This window comes from Paenarthrobacter sp. C1, assembly GCF_049315185.1.
Classification (GTDB): Bacteria; Actinomycetota; Actinomycetes; order Actinomycetales; family Micrococcaceae; genus Arthrobacter; species Arthrobacter nicotinovorans.
In genome coordinates this window covers 3,368,287-3,391,065 of record NZ_CP186052.1, presented here as the reverse complement: position 1 = coordinate 3,391,065, position 22,779 = coordinate 3,368,287, and the positions used below count along the sequence as shown (strand labels likewise).

Annotated in this window: 20 protein-coding genes; 15 read left to right on the top strand and 5 right to left on the bottom strand. The window is 63.9% G+C overall.

From position 1 onward, the window contains the following. Positions 1–365: 365 nt before the first annotated feature. Together ACNAOU_RS15830 and mshA are read right to left on the bottom strand one after the other, a co-directional pair. Positions 366–2,054 carry a formate--tetrahydrofolate ligase gene (locus tag ACNAOU_RS15830; protein WP_422757209.1) on the bottom strand — a complete coding sequence of 563 codons (1,689 nt, stop codon included), beginning with the start codon at positions 2,052–2,054 and terminating at the stop codon, positions 366–368. 103 nt (positions 2,055–2,157) lie between these two features. Then, positions 2,158–3,402: a D-inositol-3-phosphate glycosyltransferase gene (mshA, locus tag ACNAOU_RS15825; protein ID WP_064721605.1), complete on the bottom strand. Its 1,245-nt coding sequence runs from the start codon at positions 3,400–3,402 to the stop codon at positions 2,158–2,160. Between the two features lie 110 nt (positions 3,403–3,512). Between mshA and ACNAOU_RS15820 the strand changes: the two genes are divergently transcribed. Further along, positions 3,513–4,031 (top strand): GNAT family N-acetyltransferase, encoded by a 519-nt coding sequence (locus ACNAOU_RS15820; RefSeq protein WP_039242338.1) that lies wholly within the window; start codon positions 3,513–3,515, stop codon positions 4,029–4,031. Positions 4,032–4,044: 13 nt separating this feature from the next. Here ACNAOU_RS15820 and ACNAOU_RS15815 read toward each other — a convergent pair whose 3' ends face one another. Then, complete coding sequence (locus tag ACNAOU_RS15815) at positions 4,045–5,424, bottom strand: 6-phospho-beta-glucosidase (RefSeq protein ID WP_354626908.1); 1,380 nt, start codon at positions 5,422–5,424, stop codon at positions 4,045–4,047. A 47-nt stretch (positions 5,425–5,471) separates the two neighbouring features. On the opposite strand from ACNAOU_RS15815, the gene ACNAOU_RS15810 reads away from it, so the two are divergent. The 6 genes from ACNAOU_RS15810 to tsaD are packed head-to-tail and all read left to right on the top strand — an operon-like array spanning position 5,472 to position 10,827. Further along, the gene (locus ACNAOU_RS15810) at positions 5,472–6,566 is read left to right on the top strand and encodes a carbohydrate kinase family protein (protein WP_354626907.1); all 1,095 of its coding nucleotides are present in this window, start codon (positions 5,472–5,474) and stop codon (positions 6,564–6,566) included. Between the two features lie 57 nt (positions 6,567–6,623). Next, positions 6,624–7,877, top strand: a complete 1,254-nt coding sequence (gene alr, locus ACNAOU_RS15805; RefSeq protein ID WP_422757208.1) for an alanine racemase — start codon at positions 6,624–6,626, stop codon at positions 7,875–7,877. Next, a complete protein-coding gene (gene tsaE, locus ACNAOU_RS15800; RefSeq protein WP_193589827.1) occupies positions 7,874–8,485 on the top strand; it encodes a tRNA (adenosine(37)-N6)-threonylcarbamoyltransferase complex ATPase subunit type 1 TsaE in 612 nt (203 codons plus the stop codon). The genes alr and tsaE overlap by 4 nt, the downstream gene beginning before the upstream one ends. Next, complete coding sequence (gene tsaB / locus ACNAOU_RS15795; RefSeq protein WP_064721608.1) at positions 8,485–9,156, top strand: tRNA (adenosine(37)-N6)-threonylcarbamoyltransferase complex dimerization subunit type 1 TsaB; 672 nt, start codon at positions 8,485–8,487, stop codon at positions 9,154–9,156. Before tsaE ends, tsaB begins: the two co-directional genes overlap by 1 nt. A gap of 13 nt (positions 9,157–9,169) precedes the next feature. Continuing rightward, the gene (gene rimI / locus ACNAOU_RS15790; RefSeq protein WP_018776632.1) at positions 9,170–9,673 is read left to right on the top strand and encodes a ribosomal protein S18-alanine N-acetyltransferase; all 504 of its coding nucleotides are present in this window, start codon (positions 9,170–9,172) and stop codon (positions 9,671–9,673) included. Next, positions 9,670–10,827 carry a tRNA (adenosine(37)-N6)-threonylcarbamoyltransferase complex transferase subunit TsaD gene (gene tsaD, locus ACNAOU_RS15785; protein WP_018776631.1) on the top strand — a complete coding sequence of 386 codons (1,158 nt, stop codon included), beginning with the start codon at positions 9,670–9,672 and terminating at the stop codon, positions 10,825–10,827. The genes rimI and tsaD overlap by 4 nt, the downstream gene beginning before the upstream one ends. A gap of 11 nt (positions 10,828–10,838) precedes the next feature. Here the strand turns inward: tsaD and ACNAOU_RS15780 are convergent, their stop codons facing one another. Continuing rightward, positions 10,839–11,990 (bottom strand): glutamate--cysteine ligase, encoded by a 1,152-nt coding sequence (locus tag ACNAOU_RS15780; protein WP_422757207.1) that lies wholly within the window; start codon positions 11,988–11,990, stop codon positions 10,839–10,841. 199 nt (positions 11,991–12,189) lie between these two features. Between ACNAOU_RS15780 and ACNAOU_RS15775 the strand changes: the two genes are divergently transcribed. The 3 genes from ACNAOU_RS15775 to ACNAOU_RS15765 are packed head-to-tail and all read left to right on the top strand — an operon-like array spanning position 12,190 to position 14,347. Then, a complete protein-coding gene (locus tag ACNAOU_RS15775; protein ID WP_422757206.1) occupies positions 12,190–13,344 on the top strand; it encodes a GTP-binding protein in 1,155 nt (384 codons plus the stop codon). Between the two features lie 29 nt (positions 13,345–13,373). Continuing rightward, positions 13,374–13,496 (top strand): type B 50S ribosomal protein L36, encoded by a 123-nt coding sequence (gene ykgO / locus ACNAOU_RS15770; RefSeq protein WP_011775528.1) that lies wholly within the window; start codon positions 13,374–13,376, stop codon positions 13,494–13,496. A gap of 38 nt (positions 13,497–13,534) precedes the next feature. Beyond that, complete coding sequence (locus ACNAOU_RS15765) at positions 13,535–14,347, top strand: shikimate 5-dehydrogenase (protein ID WP_018776628.1); 813 nt, start codon at positions 13,535–13,537, stop codon at positions 14,345–14,347. Positions 14,348–14,360: 13 nt separating this feature from the next. Here ACNAOU_RS15765 and ACNAOU_RS15760 read toward each other — a convergent pair whose 3' ends face one another. Beyond that, the gene (locus ACNAOU_RS15760) at positions 14,361–15,596 is read right to left on the bottom strand and encodes a class I SAM-dependent methyltransferase (RefSeq protein ID WP_064721611.1); all 1,236 of its coding nucleotides are present in this window, start codon (positions 15,594–15,596) and stop codon (positions 14,361–14,363) included. 67 nt (positions 15,597–15,663) lie between these two features. Here ACNAOU_RS15760 and ACNAOU_RS15755 point away from each other — a divergent pair, with 67 nt between their 5' ends. The 5 genes from ACNAOU_RS15755 (at position 15,664) to ACNAOU_RS15735 (ending at position 22,637) form a co-directional block, all read left to right on the top strand. Beyond that, positions 15,664–16,026, top strand: a complete 363-nt coding sequence (locus ACNAOU_RS15755) for a hypothetical protein (RefSeq protein WP_422757205.1) — start codon at positions 15,664–15,666, stop codon at positions 16,024–16,026. 191 nt (positions 16,027–16,217) lie between these two features. Further along, the gene (gene groES, locus ACNAOU_RS15750) at positions 16,218–16,514 is read left to right on the top strand and encodes a co-chaperone GroES (RefSeq protein WP_018776625.1); all 297 of its coding nucleotides are present in this window, start codon (positions 16,218–16,220) and stop codon (positions 16,512–16,514) included. 84 nt (positions 16,515–16,598) lie between these two features. Beyond that, positions 16,599–18,212, top strand: coding sequence for a chaperonin GroEL (gene groL, locus ACNAOU_RS15745; protein ID WP_018776624.1), 1,614 nt, complete (start codon positions 16,599–16,601; stop codon positions 18,210–18,212). Between the two features lie 253 nt (positions 18,213–18,465). Continuing rightward, positions 18,466–20,565, top strand: a complete 2,100-nt coding sequence (locus tag ACNAOU_RS15740; RefSeq protein ID WP_416430141.1) for an acyltransferase family protein — start codon at positions 18,466–18,468, stop codon at positions 20,563–20,565. Then, positions 20,562–22,637, top strand: coding sequence for an acyltransferase family protein (locus ACNAOU_RS15735; protein WP_422757204.1), 2,076 nt, complete (start codon positions 20,562–20,564; stop codon positions 22,635–22,637). Before ACNAOU_RS15740 ends, ACNAOU_RS15735 begins: the two co-directional genes overlap by 4 nt. The last annotated feature ends 142 nt before the right edge of the window (positions 22,638–22,779 follow it).

The window sequence follows — 22,779 nt, the reverse complement described above, 5'->3', positions numbered from 1 at the left end:
GACGCCCCCGCACTGTGTGCGGGGGCGTCAGTCGTCTCCGGGACCCTCGCTCACATCCCCATGGTTTCCCACGGTCGCTTGCTCACATCCCTATGGTTTGATGGCGACGCTTGCTCACATCCCTATGGTTTGATGGCGACGCTCGCTCACATCCCTATGGTTTGACGGCGACGCTTACTCACATCCCTATGGTTTGACGCCGACGCTTACTCACATCCCTAGGGTTTGACGCCGACGCTTACTCACATCCCTAGGGTTTGACGCCGACGCTTACTCACATCCCTAGGGTTTGACGCCGACGCTTACTCACCCCTTCAAACGCGTGCGGGAGGGTTTGGTTGAAGGGCTTGGGTTGTGAGGAAGGGTCAGAAAAGGCCCGTGGGGTTGCCGTCGGCGTCGACGTCCATGCGCATGGCTGCCGGTTCCTTCGGAAGCCCGGGCATGGTCATGACGGCCCCGGTCAGAGCCACGATGAAACCGGCACCGGTTTTCGGGATGAGGTCGCGAACGTGCACCCGGAAACCCTTGGGTGCCCCGAGCCTGGAGGCGTCGTCAGTGAAGGAGTACTGGGTTTTCGCCATGCAGACGGGAAGGCCGGACCAGCCGTTCTTCTCAATCTCCGCAAGGCGTTTGAGGGCCGGCACGGAGAACTCCACGCCATCGGCCCCGTATATCTCCTGCACGATCGTCCGGATCTTGTCCTCCACAGGCAGTTCCAACGGGTAGAGGTGATGGAAACCGGACGGCGCATCCAAGGCAGCTGCCACCTTGGCGGCCAGTTCGTCCCCGCCGTCGCCGCCTCCACCGCGGCCCCAGACATCTGCGACGGCGGCCTCCACCCCTTCCGCTGCACACCATGCGAGGAGCCAGTCGAGTTCTTCCGCAGTGTCGGTAGCGAACTTGTTGATGGAGACAACCGGAGTGATACCAAATTTGGCCACGTTCCGGACATGCCTCTTGAGATTCTCCACTCCGGCAGCCATGGCATCCATGTTGGGCTCGCCGAGGTTCTCCTTGGGAACCCCGCCTTGCATCTTGAGGGCCCGGATGGTGGCAACAACCACGACGGCGGATGGCGCCACTGCTGCGATCCGCGCCTTGATGTCCATGTACTTTTCGGCGCCAAGGTCCGCCCCGAAGCCGGCCTCGGTGACCACCACGTCAGCCAGCTGCATGGCCGTCCTGGTGGCGATCAGCGAATTGCATCCATGGGCGATGTTCGCAAACGGACCCCCATGTACCAGCGCCGGAGTTCCTGCGATGGTCTGGACAAGGTTTGGCTTGATGGCGTCCTTCAGGAGCATCGTAAGCGCGCCTTCAACACCGAGATCCGCCACGGTGACCGGTGCCCGCTCATAGGTGTACCCGAAAGTGATTCTGCCCAGACGGCATCGGAGGTCGTCCAGGTCCGTGGCCAAGCAGAAGACGGCCATGATCTCGGACGCCACGGTAATGTCGAATCCATCCTGCCGTGGCACGCCCTGCGCGGGGCCACCAAGGCCGATCACCACTTCCCGCAGGGCACGGTCGTTCATGTCAAGGACGCGTTTGAACGTCATGCGGCGGGGGTCGATTCCCAGCTGGTTTCCTTGGAAGATGTGGTTGTCCACCAAGGCCATGAGGGCGTTGTTTGCTGAGGTGATCGCGTGGAAATCCCCGGTGAAGTGCAAGTTGATGTCGTCCATCGGCAGGACCTGGGAGTAGCCACCTCCCGTAGCCCCGCCCTTCATCCCCAGGATCGGCCCCAAGGAAGGTTCCCTAAGCGCGATCATGACTTTGTGTCCGGCGCGGGCCAGGGAATCGGCGAGTCCTACGGTGGTGGTTGATTTGCCTTCTCCGGCGGGAGTGGGGGACATGGCTGAAACAAGAACCACTTTTCCCGGCACCTTGTCGGCAGGGAACGCCAGCTTTCCGGGGTTGATCTTGGCTTTGTAACGCCCGTACAGCTCAAGGGCATCCACGTTGATGCCCGCTCTTTGGGCGATCTCCTCAATGGGGAGCATGGCGGCATTGCGGGCAATCTCAAGATCACTCATGGCCTTGTTTTCAGACATCGTTGTCCTTCGGCTGGATGTTCCCGTGTCACGGCTGACGCTTATGGCGCGCTAACGCTGTGCGCGACAATCTACCAGCCGCGAGGCCCGACGCTGAGGAACCTCAGGTCCTCGGAAGCAACAGGCCCCCGACGGCTTCACGGTAGCTGTCCAAGGTGATCGCAGCTGTGCGCTGCCAGCCGAACGATTCGGCATGGGTGGCCGCGAGCCGGCCCATGTCCTCGCGGGTCTGGACGTCGTCGTAGAGGTCCTCGAGGGCATCGGCCCAGTCCGTGGGGTTGTGTCCGTCCACCAGGATTCCGGTGCGGCCGTCCGAGATTGCCCGGGACAGACCACCGACGTTGGTGGCGACTACGGGTGTACCGCACGCCTGTGCTTCCAAAGCCACCAGGCCAAAGGACTCGCTGAACGATGGCATCACGACGACGTCGGCCGAGCGGAACCACCCGGCGAGTTCGGGCGCCACTACCGGCGGACGGTGGGTGACGACGTCGTCGAGTCCTGCTTCGTGGATGATCTGTTGGAGGTTGAAGTCCTTGGCGCCGCTCAACGAGCCCAGGATGGTCATTTCCAGGTCGATGTCCGGCCTGCGCTTGCGGAGGATTCCGGCGGCCTTGACGAAAATCTGGGGACCTTTGAGCCGCTGGATCCGGCCGGCAAACAGAATGTGGAAGCTCTCCGGCCGCACCTCCAGCCGGGCGCGTGACTTCTTTCGGAACGACGGCGTAAAGACGTTGAGGTCTACGCCGGGCGGAGCGATGTCGATCCGGTCGCGGTCCGCCCCGTAGTGCGACACGAGTTCATCGGCTTCAGCTGGGGTATTGGCTATCAGGCGGGCCGCGCCATCGACGATCCGCTGCTCGCCGTTCTCGCGGCGCCGCGGCTCCGGGTGTTCGCCGGGTTGCAGCACGAGGTTCTTTACCTTCGCCATGGTGTGCATGGTGTGCACCAGAGGAACTCCCCACAATGAGGCCAACTCAAGCCCCGCAACGCCTGAGACCCAATAGTGCGAGTGGATGGCGTCATAGCGGCCATGCAGTTGCCGGTTCCGGATATTGTCGATCTCCACCACCATGTGGTGCAGGAGTTCGGGCAGTTCCTCCTTGGGTATCTTGCGGCGTGGTCCGGCCTTGACGTTGTGGACGCACACGCCGGGACCGGGATGCTCGACGGCGGGCTGGCTGGCTTTGGTGGCGCGCGTAAAGATCTCCACTTCAACACCCGACTCGGCAAGTGCCATGGCCAAGGCCCGGACGTAGACGTTCATCCCACCGGCGTCACCGGCCCCGGGCTGCTCCATGGGGGAGGTGTGCAGTGACAAGAACGCCACTCGACGGACCATCGGCATCGCACTCCTCCTGACTTTCACCGCACGTGGCTTTTGCCCTGCAGAAAACACTACTCCTGCCAAACCGCGCCTCAATAAAGCGGCCCCGCTATGTGGACAAGGCTGCTAGCGTGTGGGCTGTGAGCCAAGAACAAAGCTTTGACATCCGCATCGCAACACCGGGCGACTGGGCCGGCATCTGGTCCATCCTGGAACCCGTGATCCGGGAGGGCGAGACCTTCACCTGGGACCGCGGCACACCGGAGGACGAAGCGAAGGCGAAGTGGACCAAGGAAGAGCCCGGCCAGACGTTTGTGGCCGTCGACAGGGAATCCGGCAAGATTCTCGGGACCGGCGAATTCCACCCCAACCAGGGCGGTGGTGGCAGCCATGTCGCCAACGCCGGTTACATGGTGGCGGCCAACCACTCGGGCCAGGGCATTGCGAGGGCGCTCTGCGCATACTCGCTCCAGGAAGCCAAAGCTGCGGGGTTCTACGCCATGCAATACAACGCGGTGGTGGAGAGCAACGTCAGGGCCGTGTGGCTGTGGCAGTCCATGGGATTCCGGATCCTTGCCACGGTGCCGGAGGCCTTCAACCATCCGGAGATCGGCTACGTGGGCCTGCACGTGATGTACCGCAAACTCTAGCCTTGTCCCGCCCTTACCCCCAGAGCCCGGCCATCCCGGGGAATGCCTCCTCATAGCCTGCCAGCAGCTGCGTGCCCAGCAGCTCCGATCCCACCAACGGGTGCGACGCAAACGCCTGGACGGCTGCTTCCCGGTCGTGGTCACGGACGGCGCGGATCGTCAGCCGCTCCACCTCCTTGACGCGCTGCATCAAGGTGAGGAACGGGCCCGGCGGCCTTTCCTGCGCGACTGCCACGGCGCCGTCGGGCGTCACCTGGGAGGGGACTTCGACGACGGCGTCCGGCGGCAACCCGGGCACGGCCACCTCCGCCGGGTGAAGACTCCCGGTGGGCAGCACGGGAGCGTTCGGCACGTTGAGGATGAGCTGGGCGGTCCCGCCGCCCGAGAGGGCCCGCATTACGGACAGAGCCACCCTCTCGTAGCCGCCACCAGCGAGATCGGACTCGTCGCGCTGTTCCCCGTGGGTGCGGGCTTCGGCGAGGTACCCCTCTTCACGGGATCGCCGGGCCGCATCCCATAGCGCATAGGCGTCCTCCGCCCGCAGCAGATCGGGGTAGAGCGAATGCTGCTGTTGGTGGATGGACGCCCCACGCGTTTGCCGTTGTCCACGGATAGCCTGGGTGGCCTGCGACGTCTGGTAGTAGTAATAGAGGTACTCGTTGGGCAGGCAACCGAGCTTTTCCAGGGTGTGCTGCCCGAACAGGCGCCCTTCTTCAATCGACTCAAGGGCGGCAGGATCCGCCAGCAGCCCGGGCAGGAGGTCCGCGCCACCTGGTGCCAGCCGGTAGAGCCAGCCGAGGTGGTTCAGCCCGTAGTAGCCCACGCCGTCGAGGTTTCCTTCCTCCAGCGGGACACCGGCTGCCCGGGCCGCCCGCTGGGCCAGGCCCCCAGCGGAATCACAGATCCCAATCACCCGGTTCCCAAGCAGCGGCACCAATGCCTCGGTGACCATTCCGGCGGGGTTGGTGAAGTTGATAAGCCATGCACCGGGGCAGTGACGCCGCATGGCCTGGGCGAGTTCGAGCATCCGGGGGATGGATCGCAGGGCGTAGGAAATCCCGCCTGCTCCGGTGGTCTCCTGGCCCAGCAGCCCCAGATCAAGTGCAACACGCTCATCGGCGATCCGGCCGGCTGTTCCGCCGGGCCGGATGGCCGCGAAAACCACGTCGGTTCCCGTGAGCGCCTGGCCAAGGTCGCTGCAGGCGACGACGGCGGGACCGGAACCGGGGCCTGTGGGCATATCGCGGAGTACGGCCTGGATTGCTTGGAGCCGTTGCCCATCGACGTCGAAAAGCACCAATTCGCTGACCAGGCCGGCGAAGGGGCCAGTACACAACGCCCGGTACACAAGGGGAACCCGGAATCCGCCACCGCCGGCGATCATAAGCCGCATGATCCGAGTCTATGCAGCTCCGCAAGCTGCAGCGTAGTCTGCCGTTCATGGACGCTATGCCGCAGCGACGATTCGACCCCCTTGCCTCCGTAAGGTCAGACGCTGACGCCGGGTGCGACCTTCTCCTGACCGGCACGGTTTTCCAGGACATTATTTTCACCGGCCTTCCCCAAGCGCCGGAACCGGGCACGGAAGTGTGGAGCGAGGGCATGGGAAGCTGCCCGGGAGGGGTGGCCAACCAGGCCATTGCGGCAGCGCGGCTCGGGTTGCGGACCAACCTTGCAGCGACCTTCGGAGACGACGGTTACGGCGACTACAACTGGCAGATCCTGGAGAAGCAGGAGCACGTGGACCTGTCGTTGTCGCAGCGGGTTCCCGGGTGGCACTCACCAGTGACTGTTTCCATGTGCGTGAACCAGGACCGCTCCATGGTCACCCACGGCCATCCCGCCCCGATCTCTGCTTCCCAGCTGATTGGCCAGCCTCCGCGGGCGCTCGCAGCCGTTGCGGACCTGGAGGAGGAGATGGAGCCGTGGATGCTGGCCGCAATGAAATCCGGTACCAAGCTTTTTGGGGTGGTGGGGTGGGACCCTACCGGGAAATGGTCGGAGCGCCGGCTGGACCAGCTGGAGAACTTTTATGCTTTCCTGCCCAACGCTCCCGAGGCCATGGCGTTCACCGGCAAATCCGACCCCTGGGCGGCGCTGTACTCGCTGGCTGACCGCGTGCCGGTAGCCGTGGTGACCTTGGGTCCCCAAGGGGCAGTGGCGGTGGACTCGGAGAGCGGCGAGGAAGAGTGGGTGCCTTCTTTGCCGGTCTCGGCTTCTGATCCAACGGGAGCAGGGGACTGCTTCGGTGCGGCCTTCATCGTGGGGTGCCTCGCAGGATGGCGGCTGGGTGACCGCCTGCGCTTTGCCAACCTGTGCGCTTCGCTTGCCGTCCAGGAGGTTGGCGGGTCCCTGGCCGCACCCGGCTGGGGAGACATCGCGGACTGGTGGCAGCGGGCGAACGCGCGGAAGGAGCGGCAAAGCAGCCAGTGGCTGAGGCGCTTCGCGTTCCTGGAACCGATCGTGAAGGACATCCCCGCTGAAGCCCAACGACGCGCCCGGGCCACTATCGCGCACTTGTCGGATGCCCAGTAGGGGTGAACGACCGTGCGCAGTTAACCCGAATTCACCGGCACCACTAGAATCTCTAGGGTGACTTATGAAGCAGCAGCAGATATCGGGATCGGCGAAAAGGCCTCAATAGCCAAGTCGGCGGTCCTGGAACGGTCCGCGGTGATCGATCTCGAAGCTGTACGCCACAACGTGCGGCAATTCGTCGCCATCGCCTCTCCTGCCGCGGTCATGGCCGTAGTGAAGGCCGACGCGTATGGTCACGGAGCCGTCCAGGTTGCGCGGGCAGCCCTCGACGCCGGTGCGGCGTGGCTCGGGGTGGCGCACATTTCCGAGGCCCTTGCCTTGCGGGCCGCCGGTATCGACGCTCCGTTGCTTGCCTGGCTGCACACCCGCGAGAGCAACTTCCAGGCAGCCGTCGCCGCGGGCATCGACGTCGGTATCTCCGGCTGGGAGCTGGATGCCGTAGTTGCGGCAGCCCGCGAACAGGAACGGCCTGCACGGGTACACCTCAAGGTGGACACCGGCCTGGGTCGCAACGGCTGCACCATTGCCGACTGGGATCAACTGCTGGGCCAGGCCATGGACTACCAGGACCAAGGCCTGCTGCGCGTGGTGGGGATCTTCTCTCATCTCGCCGTGGCCGATGAACCGCACCGCCCCGAAACCGATGAGCAGCTCGCTGTCTTCCGTGAAGCCATCGCCATGGCTGAAGACGCCGGTGTGGACACGGAGGTCCGGCATATCGCCAACACTCCCGCTGCGTTGTCGCGCCCGGATTCGCACTTCGACCTGGTGCGCGTGGGCCTCGGCGTCTACGGATTGTCGCCCTTCGAAGGCGCGACGTCGGCCGAACTCGGTTTGCACCCCGCCATGACCGTCCGCACGCTCCTGTCCAATTGCAAGCAGGTCCCGGCAGGGCAGGGCGTCTCCTACGGCCTGAACTACCGCACCAGCGAAGAAAGCACCTTGGGCCTGGTCCCGTTGGGCTACGCCGACGGGGTTCCGCGGATCGCCACGGGCGGACCGGTCCGCGTCAATGGCGTCAACTACCCGGTAGTGGGCAGGATCGCCATGGACCAGATGGTCATCGACCTGGGCGCCCTGACTCCTGAGGCAGCCGCGGAGCTTCGGGGCGCCGAAGCCGTCATGTTCGGCAATGGCTCCGATCACGGCCCCACGGCCGACGATTGGGCCGCAGCTGCCGGAACCAACAACTACGAAATCGTCACGCGCATCAGCCAGCGGGTGCCTCGCAGCTACGTCAATGAAGTACCCTCCCAGCCGGCATCGCAGACCGACGTTGCCACCGACGCCAAAGCAGCAGCGCTGTGAGCGAACCCCTGTGGGAACGCACGTTGAAGGTCACGACGGCGGAGCAGACACACGCGCTCGCAGCAGCGCTCGGTGAGGTGCTTGAGGCCGGCGACCTCCTTGTCCTGACCGGGGAACTGGGAGCTGGAAAGACCACGTTCACCCAGGGGCTGGGGGAGGGCCTGGGTGTAAGGGCCGGCATCATCTCGCCGACCTTTGTGCTGGTCAGGATCCATCCGAACCTTCCGGACGGTCCCAGGCCGGGTGGGCCTGACTTGGTCCATGTTGACGCGTACAGGCTGGACTCGGCCGCAGAGATCGACGACATCGACCTCGAAAACACCATGGACACCGCCGTCACGGTGGTGGAGTGGGGGCGGGACCGGGTGGAGCATCTCTCGGACAGCCGCCTGGAAGTGGAGCTGCACAGGGCCGTGGGCGGCGGCGCCTCGGCAGGAACGGTGACGGATGACGTCCTGGACTTTGACAGCGATGACGACGACGAGCCCCGCACCATTGTGTTCCGGGGATTCGGTCCACGGTGGGCGGATGAGCCACGGCTCCTGGCCACCGCAGGACAGCCGGACAGCGCAGCGCAACCGGACACCGCACACGAGGGAGATAACTGATGTTGATCCTGGCCATTGATACTTCCGCCGTTGCCAGCGCAGCCCTGATCTCCGACGACGCCATGGAAGGCGTGGTGGATTCCTTCGCCACGGAAGATACCCGTAGCCACGCCGAAGTTCTTGCCCCGGGTATTGAGAAGCTGTTGACCGGAGCAGGCGTTACCGGCGCGGACATCGATGCGATCGTCACCGGTGTTGGCCCGGGCCCGTTTACCGGGCTCCGCTCCGGTATCGCGACCGCCCGCACCTTGGCGTTCGTGTGGAACAAACCGTTGTACGGACTGATGAGCCTGGACGCCATTGCCCTTGAGGTGGCTGAATCCACTGCGGCAGCTCCCGGGTTCCTGGTGGCAACGGACGCCCGGCGCAAAGAGGTCTACTGGGCCCGGTACTCCCTGAAGGAGGGCCAGCTGCCGGATCTCGTGGATGGACCGCACGTGGGCTTCGCCTCCGAACTGCCCGACTTGCCGGTGTTCGGTGCCGGCGCCGGTCTGTACGCGGATGTGCTCAGGGCCGATGAAGACTTTGCGTCCACGCAGCCCGACGCCGCTTCCCTTGGCCAGTTCGCCCTTGCCCGGCTCGCATCAGGCCGGCCCCTTCTGGATTCGACCCCTCTGTACCTGCGGGAATCCGACGCCCAAGTACCGGGACCCCGGAAGCGCGCACTGTGATGGGACGGGAACTGTGAAATTGTCACCCAAACTGGAGCTCGCCGGGGTTTCCCTGCGCGACATGACCGAAGCCGACATCCCGGCCGTAGAGGCTTTGGAGCGCCGTTTGTTCCCCGTGGACGCATGGCCGCTGCAGATGTTCTTCGACGAACTGGCCCAGCCCGAAACCCGCCGTTACGTGGTGGCCGAGGCCGCAGGGGAGATCGTCGCTTATGCGGGATTGATGTGCATCGAGCCCATCGCGGACGTCCAGACGATCGCCGTCGTGCCTGAATTCGAAGGCCGGGGCATCGGCTCCGCGGTCCTCGCGGAGCTCATCGATGAGGCGCGGCGACGCCGCGCGGCAGACGTGTTGCTGGAAGTGCGGGCGGACAATCCCCGCGCGCAGCAACTCTATGTGCGTTTCGGGTTCGAGCAGATCCACGTCCGTCCCCGCTATTACCGCGACGGAACAGACGCCTTGATCATGAGGCTGGCCTTGAACGAAAAACACCCTTCCGAAGGAGCCCCAGCGTGAGCGGCCTTAATCGACAGCAGCCGCTGGTGCTCGGCATCGAGTCGTCCTGCGACGAGACCGGTGTGGGCATCGTCCGCGGGACAACGTTGCTGACCAACACTGTGTCTTCCTCCATGGACGAGCACGTGCGTTTTGGCGGCGTCATCCCGGAAATCGCTTCGCGGGCGCACCTGGACGCCTTCGTGCCCACGTTGCAGGAGTCGCTGCTTGAAGCCGGGGTTACCCTGGACGAGATCGACGCCATTGCCGTAACGTCCGGCCCTGGCCTCGCCGGGGCGCTTATGGTGGGCGTTTGTGCTGCGAAGGCCCTGGCGGTTGCCACGGGGAAGCCGCTCTACGCGATCAACCATTTGGTGGCGCACGTTGGCGTTGGCCTGCTGGATCAAAGGCGAACCCCGGAAGGAAAGCCCGACGCCGGTGCTGCCGCCGGCCTGGGTGCGGGGCAGTTGCCGGAGAACCTCGGGGCGCTCCTGGTGTCCGGGGGCCACACTGAAATCCTGCGCATCCGGAGCATCACGGACGATGTCGAGCTGCTGGGTTCAACCATCGATGACGCCGCCGGGGAGGCCTACGACAAAGTGGCGCGCATCCTTGGTCTGGGCTATCCGGGCGGACCCGCAATCGACAAACTGGCACGCCAGGGCAACCCCAAATCCATCCGCTTCCCGCGTGGCCTGACGCAACCCAAGTACATGGGGACCGCCGAGGAGAAGGGGCCGCACCGTTATGACTGGTCTTTCAGCGGTCTGAAAACTGCCGTGGCCCGCTGTGTGGAACAGTTCGAGGCCCGCGGCGAGGAAGTGCCGGTGGCGGATATCGCTGCCGCGTTCCAGGAAGCCGTAGTGGATGTCATCACCTCAAAGGCCGTTCTGGCCTGCAAAGAGAACGGCATCACGGACCTCCTGCTGGGCGGCGGCGTGGCTGCCAATTCCCGGCTCCGGGAACTGACCGGACAGCGCTGTACCTCGGCCGGGATCAGGCTTCACGTTCCGCCGCTGGATCTGTGCACGGACAACGGGGCCATGGTGGCGGCGCTGGGCGCCCAGCTGATCATGGCCGGCATCGACCCCAGCGGAGTGGAGTTCGCACCGGATTCCTCCATGCCTGTCACCACAGTGTCAGTACCTGCCCAGGCCGCCGGCCCGGGCAGGTAAACCGGGAACCGCTAGGCGTCGGGACCTTTTCGCATCTGCTGGACGAGGTCCATGACCACTGCCTGCAGGTCGCCGTTGTGTTCGGCGGCGACGCGGCGCTGCCGCTGGTAGCTGGCACCGCGTTCGACAATCTTCAGGACATCGGCCAGTTCTTCGGAGCAGCCAAGCTTGGCTGCCACAGGCTCAAGCCGCGCGGCGGTTTCGGCCAGGTGCTCGGTAACGAGCTGCTCGTTGCCCGCGGCATCGAGGATGATGATGGCTTCCATGCCGTAGCGGGCAGCGCGCCACTTGTTTTCCTGCACGTGCCACGGAGGCATGGTGGGGATGCTGCCCCCGGCATCAAGAATGGAGGAGAATTCGTCCACCAGGCACTGGGTCAGGGCCGCGATGGCACCGACTTCCTCAAGGGTTGCCAGGCCGTCACAGATGCGCATTTCGATGGTGCCAAGGTTGGCAACCGGGCGGATGTCCCAGCGGATTTCGGAGGTTGAGTCGATCACTCCGGTGGTGAACATGTCCTGGACGTAGGACTCGTACGCCTCCCAGGTTTCGAACTGGAACGGCAGGCCGGCTGTCGGAAGCTGCTGGAACATGAGCGCGCGTTGTGATGCGTACCCTGTTTCCTCACCGGCCCAGTACGGGCTGGAAGCTGACAATGCCTGGAAGTGCGGAAAGTAGTTGACCAGGCCATCCAGGACGGGGAGGACTTTTTCTTTCCTGTCGATGCCCACGTGGACGTGAACGCCGTAGATGACCATTTGGCGTCCCCACCATTGGGTACGCTCGATCAGTTTGGCGTAGCGCTCTTTGTCGGTGACCGGCTGCAGCAGGGGAGGGCTGAAGGGGTGGCTGCCGGCGCAAAACACTTCGACACCCATGGGATCGGTGACTTCGCGCACTGCGGCGAGGGACCGGCTGAGGTCCTCTTTGGCTTCGTTGACGGTCTCGCAGATGCCAGTGACGAGTTCCACCGTGTTGAGGAGCAGTTCGCGCTTGATATGGGGGTGTTCGTCGTCCTCATTGAGGTCCGGGTGGTTTGCCGCAACGCCTTTCAGGACGTCGTTCGCGACGGATACCAGTTCCCCTGTGCGTGCATTGACGAGCGCCAACTCCCATTCCACACCCAGTGTCGATTGCCTGGATGGCGCAAAATCAATCTGCACGTAGTCCCCTCGGTTTGTACTGTCCGGCTATGTGTACTGTCCGGCAATGTGTTGTTTCGGCCGGACACGGTTCCCGCTGCGGGGCCGCCAGCGGTCGGATCAAGTCTAATGCAGCCGGAACTCGCATGATTGCGGCGGGTGCGCGGGAGAAATGATCCGTCATTTGCTAATGCGAACCATTCGCATTAGAGTGTGTCCCATGCACCTCACGATCGTCAGTTCCTTGGACAGCCAATGCCGTGAGGCAGCCACTGAAAGACTGGGGTGGACCCATGCCAATTCCGTGGTGGTCCTCCACGACCTCCTGGATGGCTCACTGGTCCTGCGGCGCGTTTACCGCAACGGCCGGTTGTTCGAACGCGGGACGACGGTCCTGGAGCACGGTTGCCTTAGCTGCACCGTCCGGCTTGACGTGGTCCCGACGGCGGAACGACTCGCCGCCTGCGGCTTCGACCACGTCGTCCTGGGCCTGCCGCCAGGCGTCGCAGCCGGAATGGCCGTGGCGGAGCTCCGCAGTGGGCTCAGCCGCCCGGCGGTCATCGACAACGCCGTGCTCGCCTTGGACCCCGCAGAGTTGGACGACCACATCTGGGACCGTCACACCCTGTTTGAGTCCGGCTTCACGTCCATGCCCCAGGACGAGCGGACCAGTGGCGAATTCCTGGTCGGCGAATTCGGACACGTGGACACCGTGATGACCTATCCGGGATTGGGTGCCGTGCTGACGGGGGATCCCCGCGAGGGTTCGCCGCAGTGGGTGTCGGGGGTGGAGTTGCTCGGCGAATTGGCACCCCATGCAACCGTTGCCGCAGCGGCCGATGATTTCCGGCCGGGCTGCTTCGACCCCGCCGAAGCAGCGGCCCGCAACCGTCCCGGCGTCGTGCGTGTGCCCCTGGCTGAAACGGAAGGTTCCTTCCGGACCGTGCTCCATCGGGCTGCCCGGCCACTTCATCCGGGCCGTTTCAGGGAGGCGCTTCCGCGCTTGGCTGTCGGCATGCACTGGATGCGGGGCCGCCTGTGGATCGCCTCCGCTCCCACCAAGCGGATAGCTGTCCAAGGCATAGGTCCACGGATCTGGCTCGAGAGCACGGGCAATTGGATGGCCGATTCCACGGAAGCAGCCCCCATGGGAGAAGGCCTGCGCGGAGAAGTGGGTGCCGACGTCGACGCTTTCCTCGACTGGCACCCCAGCCACGGGGACCGCGGAACCGTCCTGGCCATCACTGGGCGGTCCGACGATGTTGACGCCGCGGAAATCCGTGAACTCCTGGAAGGCTGCCAGCTGACGGAGGCCGAAATGGCCATGGATGCCGACGCGTGGGATGACCCCCTGGAACTCAGCGACGCCCTCTAAGCCAAACACCAACAAAAAGGAGAAACACCATGAAGGTCCGAAACTCGCTGCGTGCACTCAAGAAGATCCCCGGGGCGCAAATCGTCCGCAGGCGTGGCCGCACGTTCGTCATCAACAAGAACAACCCGCGCATGAAGGCCCGCCAGGGCTGACCGCACGGAAGCCTGGAGGGGCGTTGTTTAATGGGTGGATGCCCATCCTGAACAAAGACATGTCATTGTGCATTTCGCTCGCGGCCCGGCCCAGCAACATCGGGACGAGGTTCCATAACTATCTGTACGATCTGCTCGGCCTGAACTTTGTCTACAAGGCATTCGCCCCCGCGGACATCACCCTTGCGGTGGCGGGCATCCGCGGCCTCCCGATCCGGGGTGCCGCGGTGTCCATGCCCTACAAAGAGGCAGTCATTCCGCTGGTTGACGTCATGGATCCGTCGGCCAAGGCCATCGATTCGGTGAACACCATCGTGAACAACGACGGCGTCCTCACTGCCTACAACACCGATTACATCGCGATCGCCAGGCTTCTGAAGGACCATGAAGTCCCCAGCGGCCATACTGTCCTGCTCCGCGGCGCCGGGGGAATGGCCAAAGCTGTTGCGGCCGCCCTGAGGGACGCCGGGTTCACTGCCGTCACCATCGTGGCCCGCAACGAAACCACCGGCCGAGCGCTCGCCGACCTCTACGGCTTCGATTGGCAGGACGACGTCAACGGAGCCACCGCGGACCTCATCATCAACGTCACCCCGCTGGGCATGGCCGGCGCGGACGAAACCGCCCAGTCCTTTGACGACGCCACCATCGCAGCCGCGCAGGTGGTGTTCGATGTGGTGGCCCTTCCCTCCGAAACGCCGCTCATCACCGCCGCGCGCGCTGCGGGCAAGCCGGTCATCACAGGAGCCGAGGTCATCGCCATTCAGGCCGAGGAACAGTTCGTCCTGTACACCGGCGTTCGCCCGACGCCCGGCCAAGTACGGGAGGCCTCGGAATTCTCGCGTCGCTGACGCCGCAGGCCTGCTAAGCCTGGGCGGTCACCGGTTCCACCACGACAGCCACTCTTTCCTCGCCGATCCTGGTGAGGACAAGGGTGGCTGTTTTCGCATCTTTGCCCTTGGCGGGTTTGGCGGGGAGCAGCTGCTTCCGCAGTTCCTCGGGTGTCACTGCCGTGCCGCGCTTCTTGATATCCAGCACGGTGATGTTGTTTGACTTCACCCACGCTTTGAGGGCCTTGACGTTGTACGGCATCACGTCCAGCACCTTGTAGGCCCGGGCAAACGGAGTGTCGTGGAGTTCCGGGGCGCAGATATACGCGATGTGCTCGTCCACCAGGTGCCCGCCCAGCCGCTCGGCGACGTCGGCCACCAGGCCCGCGCGGATCACCGCACCGTCGGGTTCGTAGAGAAAGCCTTCAACAGGCCCGACGGCGGCTTCCGGGCCACCGCCGAAGTCCTCGCCGCTGGTGATTTCGGCGGCGCCCTGGCTGCCAAGGAGCAATGCGGCGCGGCGGACGCCCGGGCGGGCTACTGAGTTGAACCACAGGGTGGCCTCGGTGACATCGCCGCCCACGGAGACCCATTGGGCCTCGCAGCCCGAAGGCACCGAGTCGTGGGGGATGCCCGGGCCCATCTTTACCCCTACCGCACGCCCTGTGGCCGCCACGCTCTCCACGAAGGACAACGGGGGCGAGAACGCCTCCGGGTCCCAGATTCTTTTGGTTCCCGACGTGGACGTGGTGCGTCGGGCAGGGTCCATCCACACGCCGTCGATGCCCTCGAGGTCCATTGATTCCGCGTCCGAGTGCACCACCGTTGCATGCGGGAAAGGCATGAGGTTGATCATGGCGCAGGCAGCGGTGGTTTCGTCCATCTCCACAGCGGTGACAGCAATGTCCATGGAAGCCATCGCCATGGAATCGGCGCCGAGGCCGCAGCCGAGATCGGCCACGTGGGTGATGCCGGCCTGGGCAAAACGTTCGGCGTGGCGGGCGGCGACGTTCAGCCGGGTTGCCTGCTCCAGGCCCGCCTGGGTGAACAGCATCTGCCGGGCGAATTCGCCGAACTTCGCCTCAGCCCGGGTCCGTAAACGGGACTGCGTGAGCACGGCGGCCACGAGTTCCGGGGAGTGGCCGGCCTTGCGGAGGCTGGCATTGACGCTGAAGGCATCAGCCTCACGGTAGGGTCCCAGCGAGGCAAGAAGCTCCCAACCTTCAGTGGTCAATAAAGGTGCGATCTGTTCCTGCGGTGCATGAGGCATGGGAACAAGCCTAACGTCGCGCGTCATGGCTGCGTGACTGGGGAATCAGCCGGATAGGGTTGTTTTCATGGAAGACAACGCAGCACCACAGCCCTCCCGCCTCACCACGTATGCCCGTCCCGCCCTGATCGCGGGCGCTGTCATCGCGGTGGTCTGCATAGGCTTGCTGATCGTTATTTTCGCGCTGGATTCCTTCAACGCAGCGGCCTACTCCGTCAGTGGCAAGAGCGTGAACGATGCGACGGATGAGGCACGCGACATCCGCGACCTCTACGCCGGTGCGCGCCTCGGCGGGATCATCGCGCTGGTGGTTTCCGGCATCGTGGCGGTGGCTTCGGCGGTGGTGCTCTACCTGAACCGCGGCAGCGCTTCCTTGGATGAGTACGACGACGGCGAAGACTACGACCTTGATGACCTCAGGGACCAGTGACAACGTTCACCGATGACGAAATGCTGGCACTCACCTTGACCGAGTGCTAACGCCTTACATAGAGTCTAGTTAGCACTCTCCCCTTGAGGGTGCTAATCACGCCAGGCGTCCACCGGCACCGCGACGACGGTTGTACGCCACGGCACCCTAGTTCTTAGTCCATGAATCAGCTCATGAAAAGGAGAGTCCGAGTGTCGGTCTCGATTAAGCCTCTTGAGGATCGTATTGTTGTTCGCCCGCTCGAAGCAGAGCAGACCACGGCTTCCGGCCTGGTTATTCCGGACTCCGCGCAGGAGAAGCCGCAGGAAGGCGAAGTTGTTGCAATCGGCCCCGGCCGCTTCGATGACAACGGCAACCGCGTACCGGTTGACGTAGCTGTTGGCGACGTCGTCATCTACTCCAAGTACGGTGGAACCGAAGTCAAGACCGGCGGCAGCGAGTACCTCGTTCTGTCCGCCCGCGACGTCCTTGCGATCGTCGTAAAGTAACTTCCTGGAGCCCCGCACCGCCGTCGCGTTGGAATCATTCCGAGCGTCAGCGGTGCGGGTTTTCTGTCTCGAAAGGACACAACCATGGCAAAGCAGCTTGCTTTTAACGATGCTGCCCGCCGGTCTCTTGAGGCCGGTATCGACAAGCTCGCCAACACTGTCAAGGTGACGCTGGGCCCGCGCGGCCGCAACGTCGTCCTGGACAAGAAGTGGGGCGCCCCCACGATCACCAACGATGGTGTCACCATCGCCCGTGAAGTTGAGCTTGACGACCCCTACGAGAACCTTGGCGCCCAGCTTGCCAAGGAAGTAGCCACCAAGACCAATGACGTTGCCGGTGACGGCACCACTACGGCAACCGTGCTGGCCCAGGCCCTGGTCAAGGAAGGCCTGCGCAACGTTGCTGCCGGCGCAGCTCCCGGCGAGATCAAGCGGGGCATCGAAGTTGCAGTGGAAGCCGTCGCTGCACGCCTCCTGGAGAATGCCCGCGAAGTCGAAGGCACCCAGGTAGCCAACGTCGCAGCCATCTCCGCGCAGAGCGATGAAGTCGGCGAGCTCCTCGCCGAGGCCTTCGGCAAGGTAGGCAAGGATGGTGTCATCACCATCGAAGAGTCCTCCACCACGCAGACCGAGCTGGTCCTGACCGAGGGCATGCAGTTCGACAAGGGCTACCTCTCCCCGTACTTCGTCACCGACGCAGAACGCCAGGAAGCTGTCCTCGAAGACGCCCTCATCCTGATCAACCAGGGCAAGATCTCCTCGCTGCAGGACTTCCTGCCGCTGCTCGAGAAGGCCCTGCAGGCCAACAAGCCCCTCTTCATCATCGCTGAGGACATCGAAGGCGAAGCCCTTTCCACCCTGATCGTCAACCGTATCCGCGGCACGCTCAACGTCGTTGCCGTCAAGGCTCCGGGCTTCGGCGATCGCCGCAAGGCCATGCTCCAGGACATCGCTACGTTGACCGGTGCGCAGGTAGTTTCCCCGGACCTGGGCCTGACGCTGGACTCCGTTGGCCTCGAGGTACTCGGTACCGCCCGCCGCATCACGGTCACCAAGGACAACACCACCATCGTTGACGGTGCCGGTTCGGCCCAGGACGTTGCCGACCGCGTTGCACAGCTCCGCGCTGAGCTGACCCGGACGGATTCCGACTGGGACAAGGAAAAGCTGCAGGAACGCCTGGCCAAGCTCGCTGGCGGCATCGGCGTCATCAAGGTTGGCGCAGCCACCGAGGTTGAGCTGAAGGAAAAGAAGCACCGCATTGAGGACGCCGTTTCCTCGACGCGTGCAGCCCTCGAAGAAGGCATCGTTTCCGGTGGCGGTTCCGCCCTGATCCACGCCCTGAAGGCCCTGGACGAGTCCCAGGCAGTCAAGGACCTCGAAGGTGACGCTGCGGCCGCTGTAGGCATCGTTCGCCGCGCACTGGTCCAGCCGCTGCGCTGGATCGCGCAGAACGCCGGCTTCGACGGTTTCGTGGTCACCGCCAAGGTTTCCGAACTCGAAGCCAACCACGGCTTCAACGCCAAGTCCGGCGAGTACGAGGACCTGATCGCCGCCGGCGTGATCGACCCCGTCAAGGTCACCCGCTCTGCACTCCGCAACGCCGCTTCCATCGCTGCCCTGGTTCTCACCACCGAGACCCTGGTTGCCGAGAAGCCCGCTGAGGAAGAAGACGCACACGCAGGCCACCAGCACTAAGCGCCTGTCCCACGGAAACCCCGGTCGCACCTAGTTGTGACCGGGGTTTCTGCTGTTAAGATCCTGTGCGATGCATCACAACTTCCGGGCCGGCGTATCGCTGTGGCCGCAGGGACCCGAATGACGCATCGGCACAGGTCACACACAGGAAGAGCTGCAAGAATGGATGGCTGAACCGGGCCCGGGGGAGGTGCGGAAGGCGGTCAGCAGCATCCTCGAACTGGGGGCGGGTGGGCTGAACCGCGTATTATGGATGCTTTGTGCCAGCCGCTTTAAGGAACTGCCTAACGTGACTACCCCAGCGATTACAGCCCCTGCCCACCGCGGTAGGCGGGCTTCCGGTCCCGTTGGAAAGTCCAAGTTCCGCCCTGAAATCCAAGGTCTCAGGTCACTGGCCGTCCTCATGGTGGTGAGCTATCACATCTGGATCGGCCGGGTTTCCGGAGGGGTGGATGTCTTCCTCCTCATCTCCGCGTTCCTCATGACCCTGCAGTTCACGGGCCGTTATAAACAGGGCCGCCCCATGGACCTCCTGCGGCACTGGCTGCACCTGTTCAGGCGGCTGCTGCCCGCCGTCGTGGTTGTCCTTCTGGGAACGCTGACAGCCACCTTCGTCCTCCTGCCACCTACCCGGTGGGCTGAAATTGTCCAGCAGGCCTGGGCGTCCTTGTTCTACTACGAGAACTGGCTGCTCCAACAGCTTGCGGTGGACTACTACGCCACGGACCACAGCATGGCCAGCCCGGTGCAACACTTCTGGTCACTGTCCATCCAGGGCCAGGTGTTCATCATCTGGCCGGTGATCTTCGCAGCGGTCGCGCTTCTGTGCCGCCGCTTTGCCCTCAGGTACCGGGCGACCCTCGTGTACGTCTTCGCCATAATTTTCCTGGTCTCGTTCGTTTACTCCATCATCTTCACGGCCACCAACCAGGCTGTGGCGTACTTCGATACCTTCGCCCGTCTGTGGGAATTTGCCTTGGGCACCTTGCTGGCCCTGGTGCTGCCGGGCTTGAACTTCTCCAAACCCGTCCGCGTACTGATGGGCTGGATCGGCGTCATTGCCATGCTCACCTGCGGCATCGTGCTGCAGGTCCAGACGGCTTTCCCGGGTTTCGTGGCATTGTGGCCCACCCTGGCAGCCGTCGCCGTCATCGCGGCAGGCCAGACCGGCAGCCGCTTCGGTGTCGACCGGATCCTGAGCTCCAAGTTCCTGGTCCGCCTGGGCGACAATTCCTACGCCTTGTACCTCTGGCACTGGCCCATCCTGGTCATCGCGCTGGGCTGGAGCGGCAAAGAGCACGCTGGATGGCTTTCCGGCACGGCCATCATCGCCCTCTCGCTGACGCTGGCGTTCCTCACCACCAAGTACATCGAGAAGCCCTTCCGCCAGTGGAAGTGGCCCGAGATGAAGCGCCGCCGTTCGTTCATCGCGATCGTCGCCTGCCTTGCCGTGGTCACTGCGCCCCTGATGGGCTTTCAATACAGGCAGGACCTTGAACAGCAGGCCGCTGAAGCCCGGATGGTCTTCGACAATCCCGGCGCCAAGGCACTGCTGCCCACGTATGTGAACGAGGTTGCCCCCAACGCCCTCACCCAGCCCACCGCGGAACGGATCGGGCGCGACTGGGCCAAGCTTCCGGACGGTTGCTCCGGTGATACCAAACCGGAGTCGCAGCTGCTGCGCGACAACTGCCAGCAGAACAACGTGGGCTCTGATGCCACCAAGACTGTCCTCGTCCTGGGCAACTCGCATTCCCAGCAATGGCTGGCCGCGCTGGGCCAGATGGCTGAAGAACACCACTGGCGCTTGTATGCCTTGCTGTACGGGGCCTGCCCGTTTGCGACCGACGATTCCGATGTCGAGCCCGAGTGCAATGAGTTCAACAGGGAAGTGCGCAAACACATTGAGGAGCACGCCCCCGACGCCATCTTCACGGTGGGCACCAAGGCCGAACCCTCGGAGCCGGACGAGAAGCTGACGCATGGATTCGAGGAACTCGTCTCTGAAGTCACGGCCCGCGGCACTGAGGTCGTCGCAGTACGGGACAATCCCAGGTTCACCTACAGCCTGACGGACTGCACCCTTTCGAAGGGAGTGGACAGCCCGGACTGCCGGCCGCTGAAAGCGGACGTACTGGCAGATCCGAGCCCCTTTGAGGAAGTCATGGGCAAGTACCAGGACCTGTTCCTGATCGACATGACAGACCTGATCTGCATCGGCCTCTATTGTCCGCCCATCATCGGCAATACCTTCGTCTACCTGGACGACAACCACTTGACCAAGACCTATGTGAAGAGCATGACGGACATGCTTGATGAGAGGTGGTTTGCCGCGACGGGGTGGCAACGATGATGAGCACCCGCACCAGCACTCGCAGCGTGGATAAAATCACGACGCCGGAACGCGGCTTCCGTCCGGAAGTCCAGGGCCTGCGCGCCCTGGCTGTGCTCATGGTCGCTGCCTACCACATCTGGCTTGGCCGGGTCTCGGGCGGGGTGGACGTGTTCCTCCTCATCTCGGCTTTCCTTCTGACGTTGTCGTTCACGCGGAAGCTCGAAGCCGGTTCGCCGCTGAAACTGCTGCGGCACTGGCTCCACGTGTTCAAGCGACTCCTGCCCGCCGTCGTCGTGGTTTTGCTGGGTGTTCTGCTGGCGACCTGGGCATTCATTCCGCAGAGCCGTTGGCCGGATGTCCTGGCCGAAGCCTGGGCGTCCCTGTTCTACCGGCAGAACTGGCAGCTCGCGGACAATGCCGTGGATTACTACGCGCAGGACCACTCCGGTGCCAGCCCGCTCCAGCACTTCTGGTCCCTGTCTGTCCAGGGCCAGGTGTTTGTCCTGTGGCCCCTGGTCTTCGCTGCCGTGGCGCTGCTGCAGCCAAGTCTGGCCCGGCTTCTCCCGAAGGGGCGGACGCTGAGTCACCGGAGCCTGCTCTTCTTCGCGTTCGGCGCGGTCTTTCTGGCCTCCTTGGTGTTTTCCATCGACCAGACCGCCAACAACCAGGAGTACGCGTACTTCGATACCCGTGCTCGGCTCTGGGAGTTCGCGCTGGGTTCCCTGCTCGCCCTGGCACTCCCGTACCTGAAGCCCGGGCGCAGGCTCCGGGTGTTCCTCGGTTGGGCTGGAATCTCCGCCATGCTCGCCTGTGGCCTGGTCCTGACTGTTGACCGGTCCTTCCCGGGATTCATCGCGTTGTGGCCCACGCTTGCCGCCGCCGCTGTCATCGTCGCCGGGCAGAGCGGCAGCCGTTTCGGCGTCGATCGCCTCCTGAGCTCACGGCCGTTGGTCCTGGTGGGTAACAACTCCTACGCCCTTTACCTGTGGCACTGGCCGGTCCTGGTGTTCTTCCTTCTGGTCAGCGGCACCACGGCTCCGAGCCTCTTGCAGGGCCTGGGCATCATGGCGGCGTCCATGCTCCTTGCGATCGGCACCACCAGGTTCGTGGAGGAGCCCATGCGCCGCTGGCAGTGGCCGGACGTGCGCTCCTGGCGCGCCGCCGTCGTGATAGCCGCCTGCGGTGCGTTGCTCGCCATGCCGGTGACCGTTTGGCAGGGTGCCATCGCCGCTGAAGATGCGGCGATTGCCGGCCAGCCCAAGGAACTGACGCCGGGGGCTGCAGCCTTGTCGCCGGAATTCGTCGGGCAGCCGGCCCAGGAGGCCATGATCATTCCGGCCCCTGCGGCCATGAAGGACGAGTGGGCTGACATCGACGGCTTGTGCACCGGAGACAACGTGCCCAGCGACCCCTTGCTGCAGGGCTGCCTCCAGAACGACGAACCCGACGTCGTCACCAAGGAAATAGTGGTCCTCGGTGATTCGCACGCCCAGCAGTACATGGCGGCGCTCGGCCCCATCGCCAAGCAGCACGGCTGGGAAGTGGTGACGTTGCTCAAAGGCAGTTGCCGCTTCGGCGCCGAATCCGTCGAACGTACCGACGAGTGCAATGAATTCAACAAGGCCAGCGCCAACTACGTGATGGAACACAAGCCTGACGCCGTGTTCACGGTGGCGTCGCTGACGCACGCTGATGCCCCGTTCGAGACGGAGGTGCCCGGATACCTCGAAGGCATCAAACCGTTCACGGACGCGGGGATCGATGTTGTGGGAATCCGCGACAATCCCAGGTTCAGCATCAACATGCCCGAATGCGTGCAGAAAAAGGGCCCCGACTCGCCCGATTGCAAGGCGCCGCTGGAAGAGTCCCTTGCGGAGTCTTCACCGTTGGATGATTACGTCGGAAAAGTCGAACGGCTGTACTTGATGGACATGAGCGACTTCATCTGCGAGCAGGGCACGTGCCCGGCAGTCGTTGGAAATGTCTATGTCTACAAGGACGACAACCACCTCACCAAGACCTACGTGCAAAGCATGATCCCGATGTTCGAGGAGCGGCTCCTGGCGGCCACCGGCTGGTCACGCAGCTGATTTTCGTTGCCCGGGGACTTGAAAACCGGCGACGGCGGCCTGCCGCCAGTGCTGTTGCTCACACTCCGGCGTTACGGAATATGGCGATTGCCGCGGAGGTTCTACTATTTATTCAACACTTATGCACAGGCCAGTCCCGTAA

Bases quoted from the DNA above. Each gene is read 5' to 3' on its own strand.
- groL (WP_018776624.1), top strand. From the start codon at position 16,599: ATGGCAAAGCAGCTTGCTTTTAACGATGCTGCCCGCCGGTCTCTTGAG.
- ACNAOU_RS15735 (WP_422757204.1), top strand. From the start codon at position 20,562: ATGATGAGCACCCGCACCAGCACTCGCAGCGTGGATAAAATCACGACG.
- ACNAOU_RS15810 (WP_354626907.1), top strand. From the start codon at position 5,472: ATGGACGCTATGCCGCAGCGACGATTCGACCCCCTTGCCTCCGTAAGG.
- ACNAOU_RS15755 (WP_422757205.1), top strand. From the start codon at position 15,664: ATGGAAGACAACGCAGCACCACAGCCCTCCCGCCTCACCACGTATGCC.
- ACNAOU_RS15815 (WP_354626908.1), bottom strand. From the start codon at position 5,424: ATGCGGCTTATGATCGCCGGCGGTGGCGGATTCCGGGTTCCCCTTGTG.
- ykgO (WP_011775528.1), top strand. From the start codon at position 13,374: ATGAAGGTCCGAAACTCGCTGCGTGCACTCAAGAAGATCCCCGGGGCG.
- ACNAOU_RS15830 (WP_422757209.1), bottom strand. From the start codon at position 2,054: ATGTCTGAAAACAAGGCCATGAGTGATCTTGAGATTGCCCGCAATGCC.
- tsaB (WP_064721608.1), top strand. From the start codon at position 8,485: ATGTTGATCCTGGCCATTGATACTTCCGCCGTTGCCAGCGCAGCCCTG.
- ACNAOU_RS15760 (WP_064721611.1), bottom strand. From the start codon at position 15,596: ATGCCTCATGCACCGCAGGAACAGATCGCACCTTTATTGACCACTGAA.
- ACNAOU_RS15775 (WP_422757206.1), top strand. From the start codon at position 12,190: ATGCACCTCACGATCGTCAGTTCCTTGGACAGCCAATGCCGTGAGGCA.
- ACNAOU_RS15740 (WP_416430141.1), top strand. From the start codon at position 18,466: ATGCTTTGTGCCAGCCGCTTTAAGGAACTGCCTAACGTGACTACCCCA.
- ACNAOU_RS15765 (WP_018776628.1), top strand. From the start codon at position 13,535: ATGCCCATCCTGAACAAAGACATGTCATTGTGCATTTCGCTCGCGGCC.
- mshA (WP_064721605.1), bottom strand. From the start codon at position 3,402: ATGCCGATGGTCCGTCGAGTGGCGTTCTTGTCACTGCACACCTCCCCC.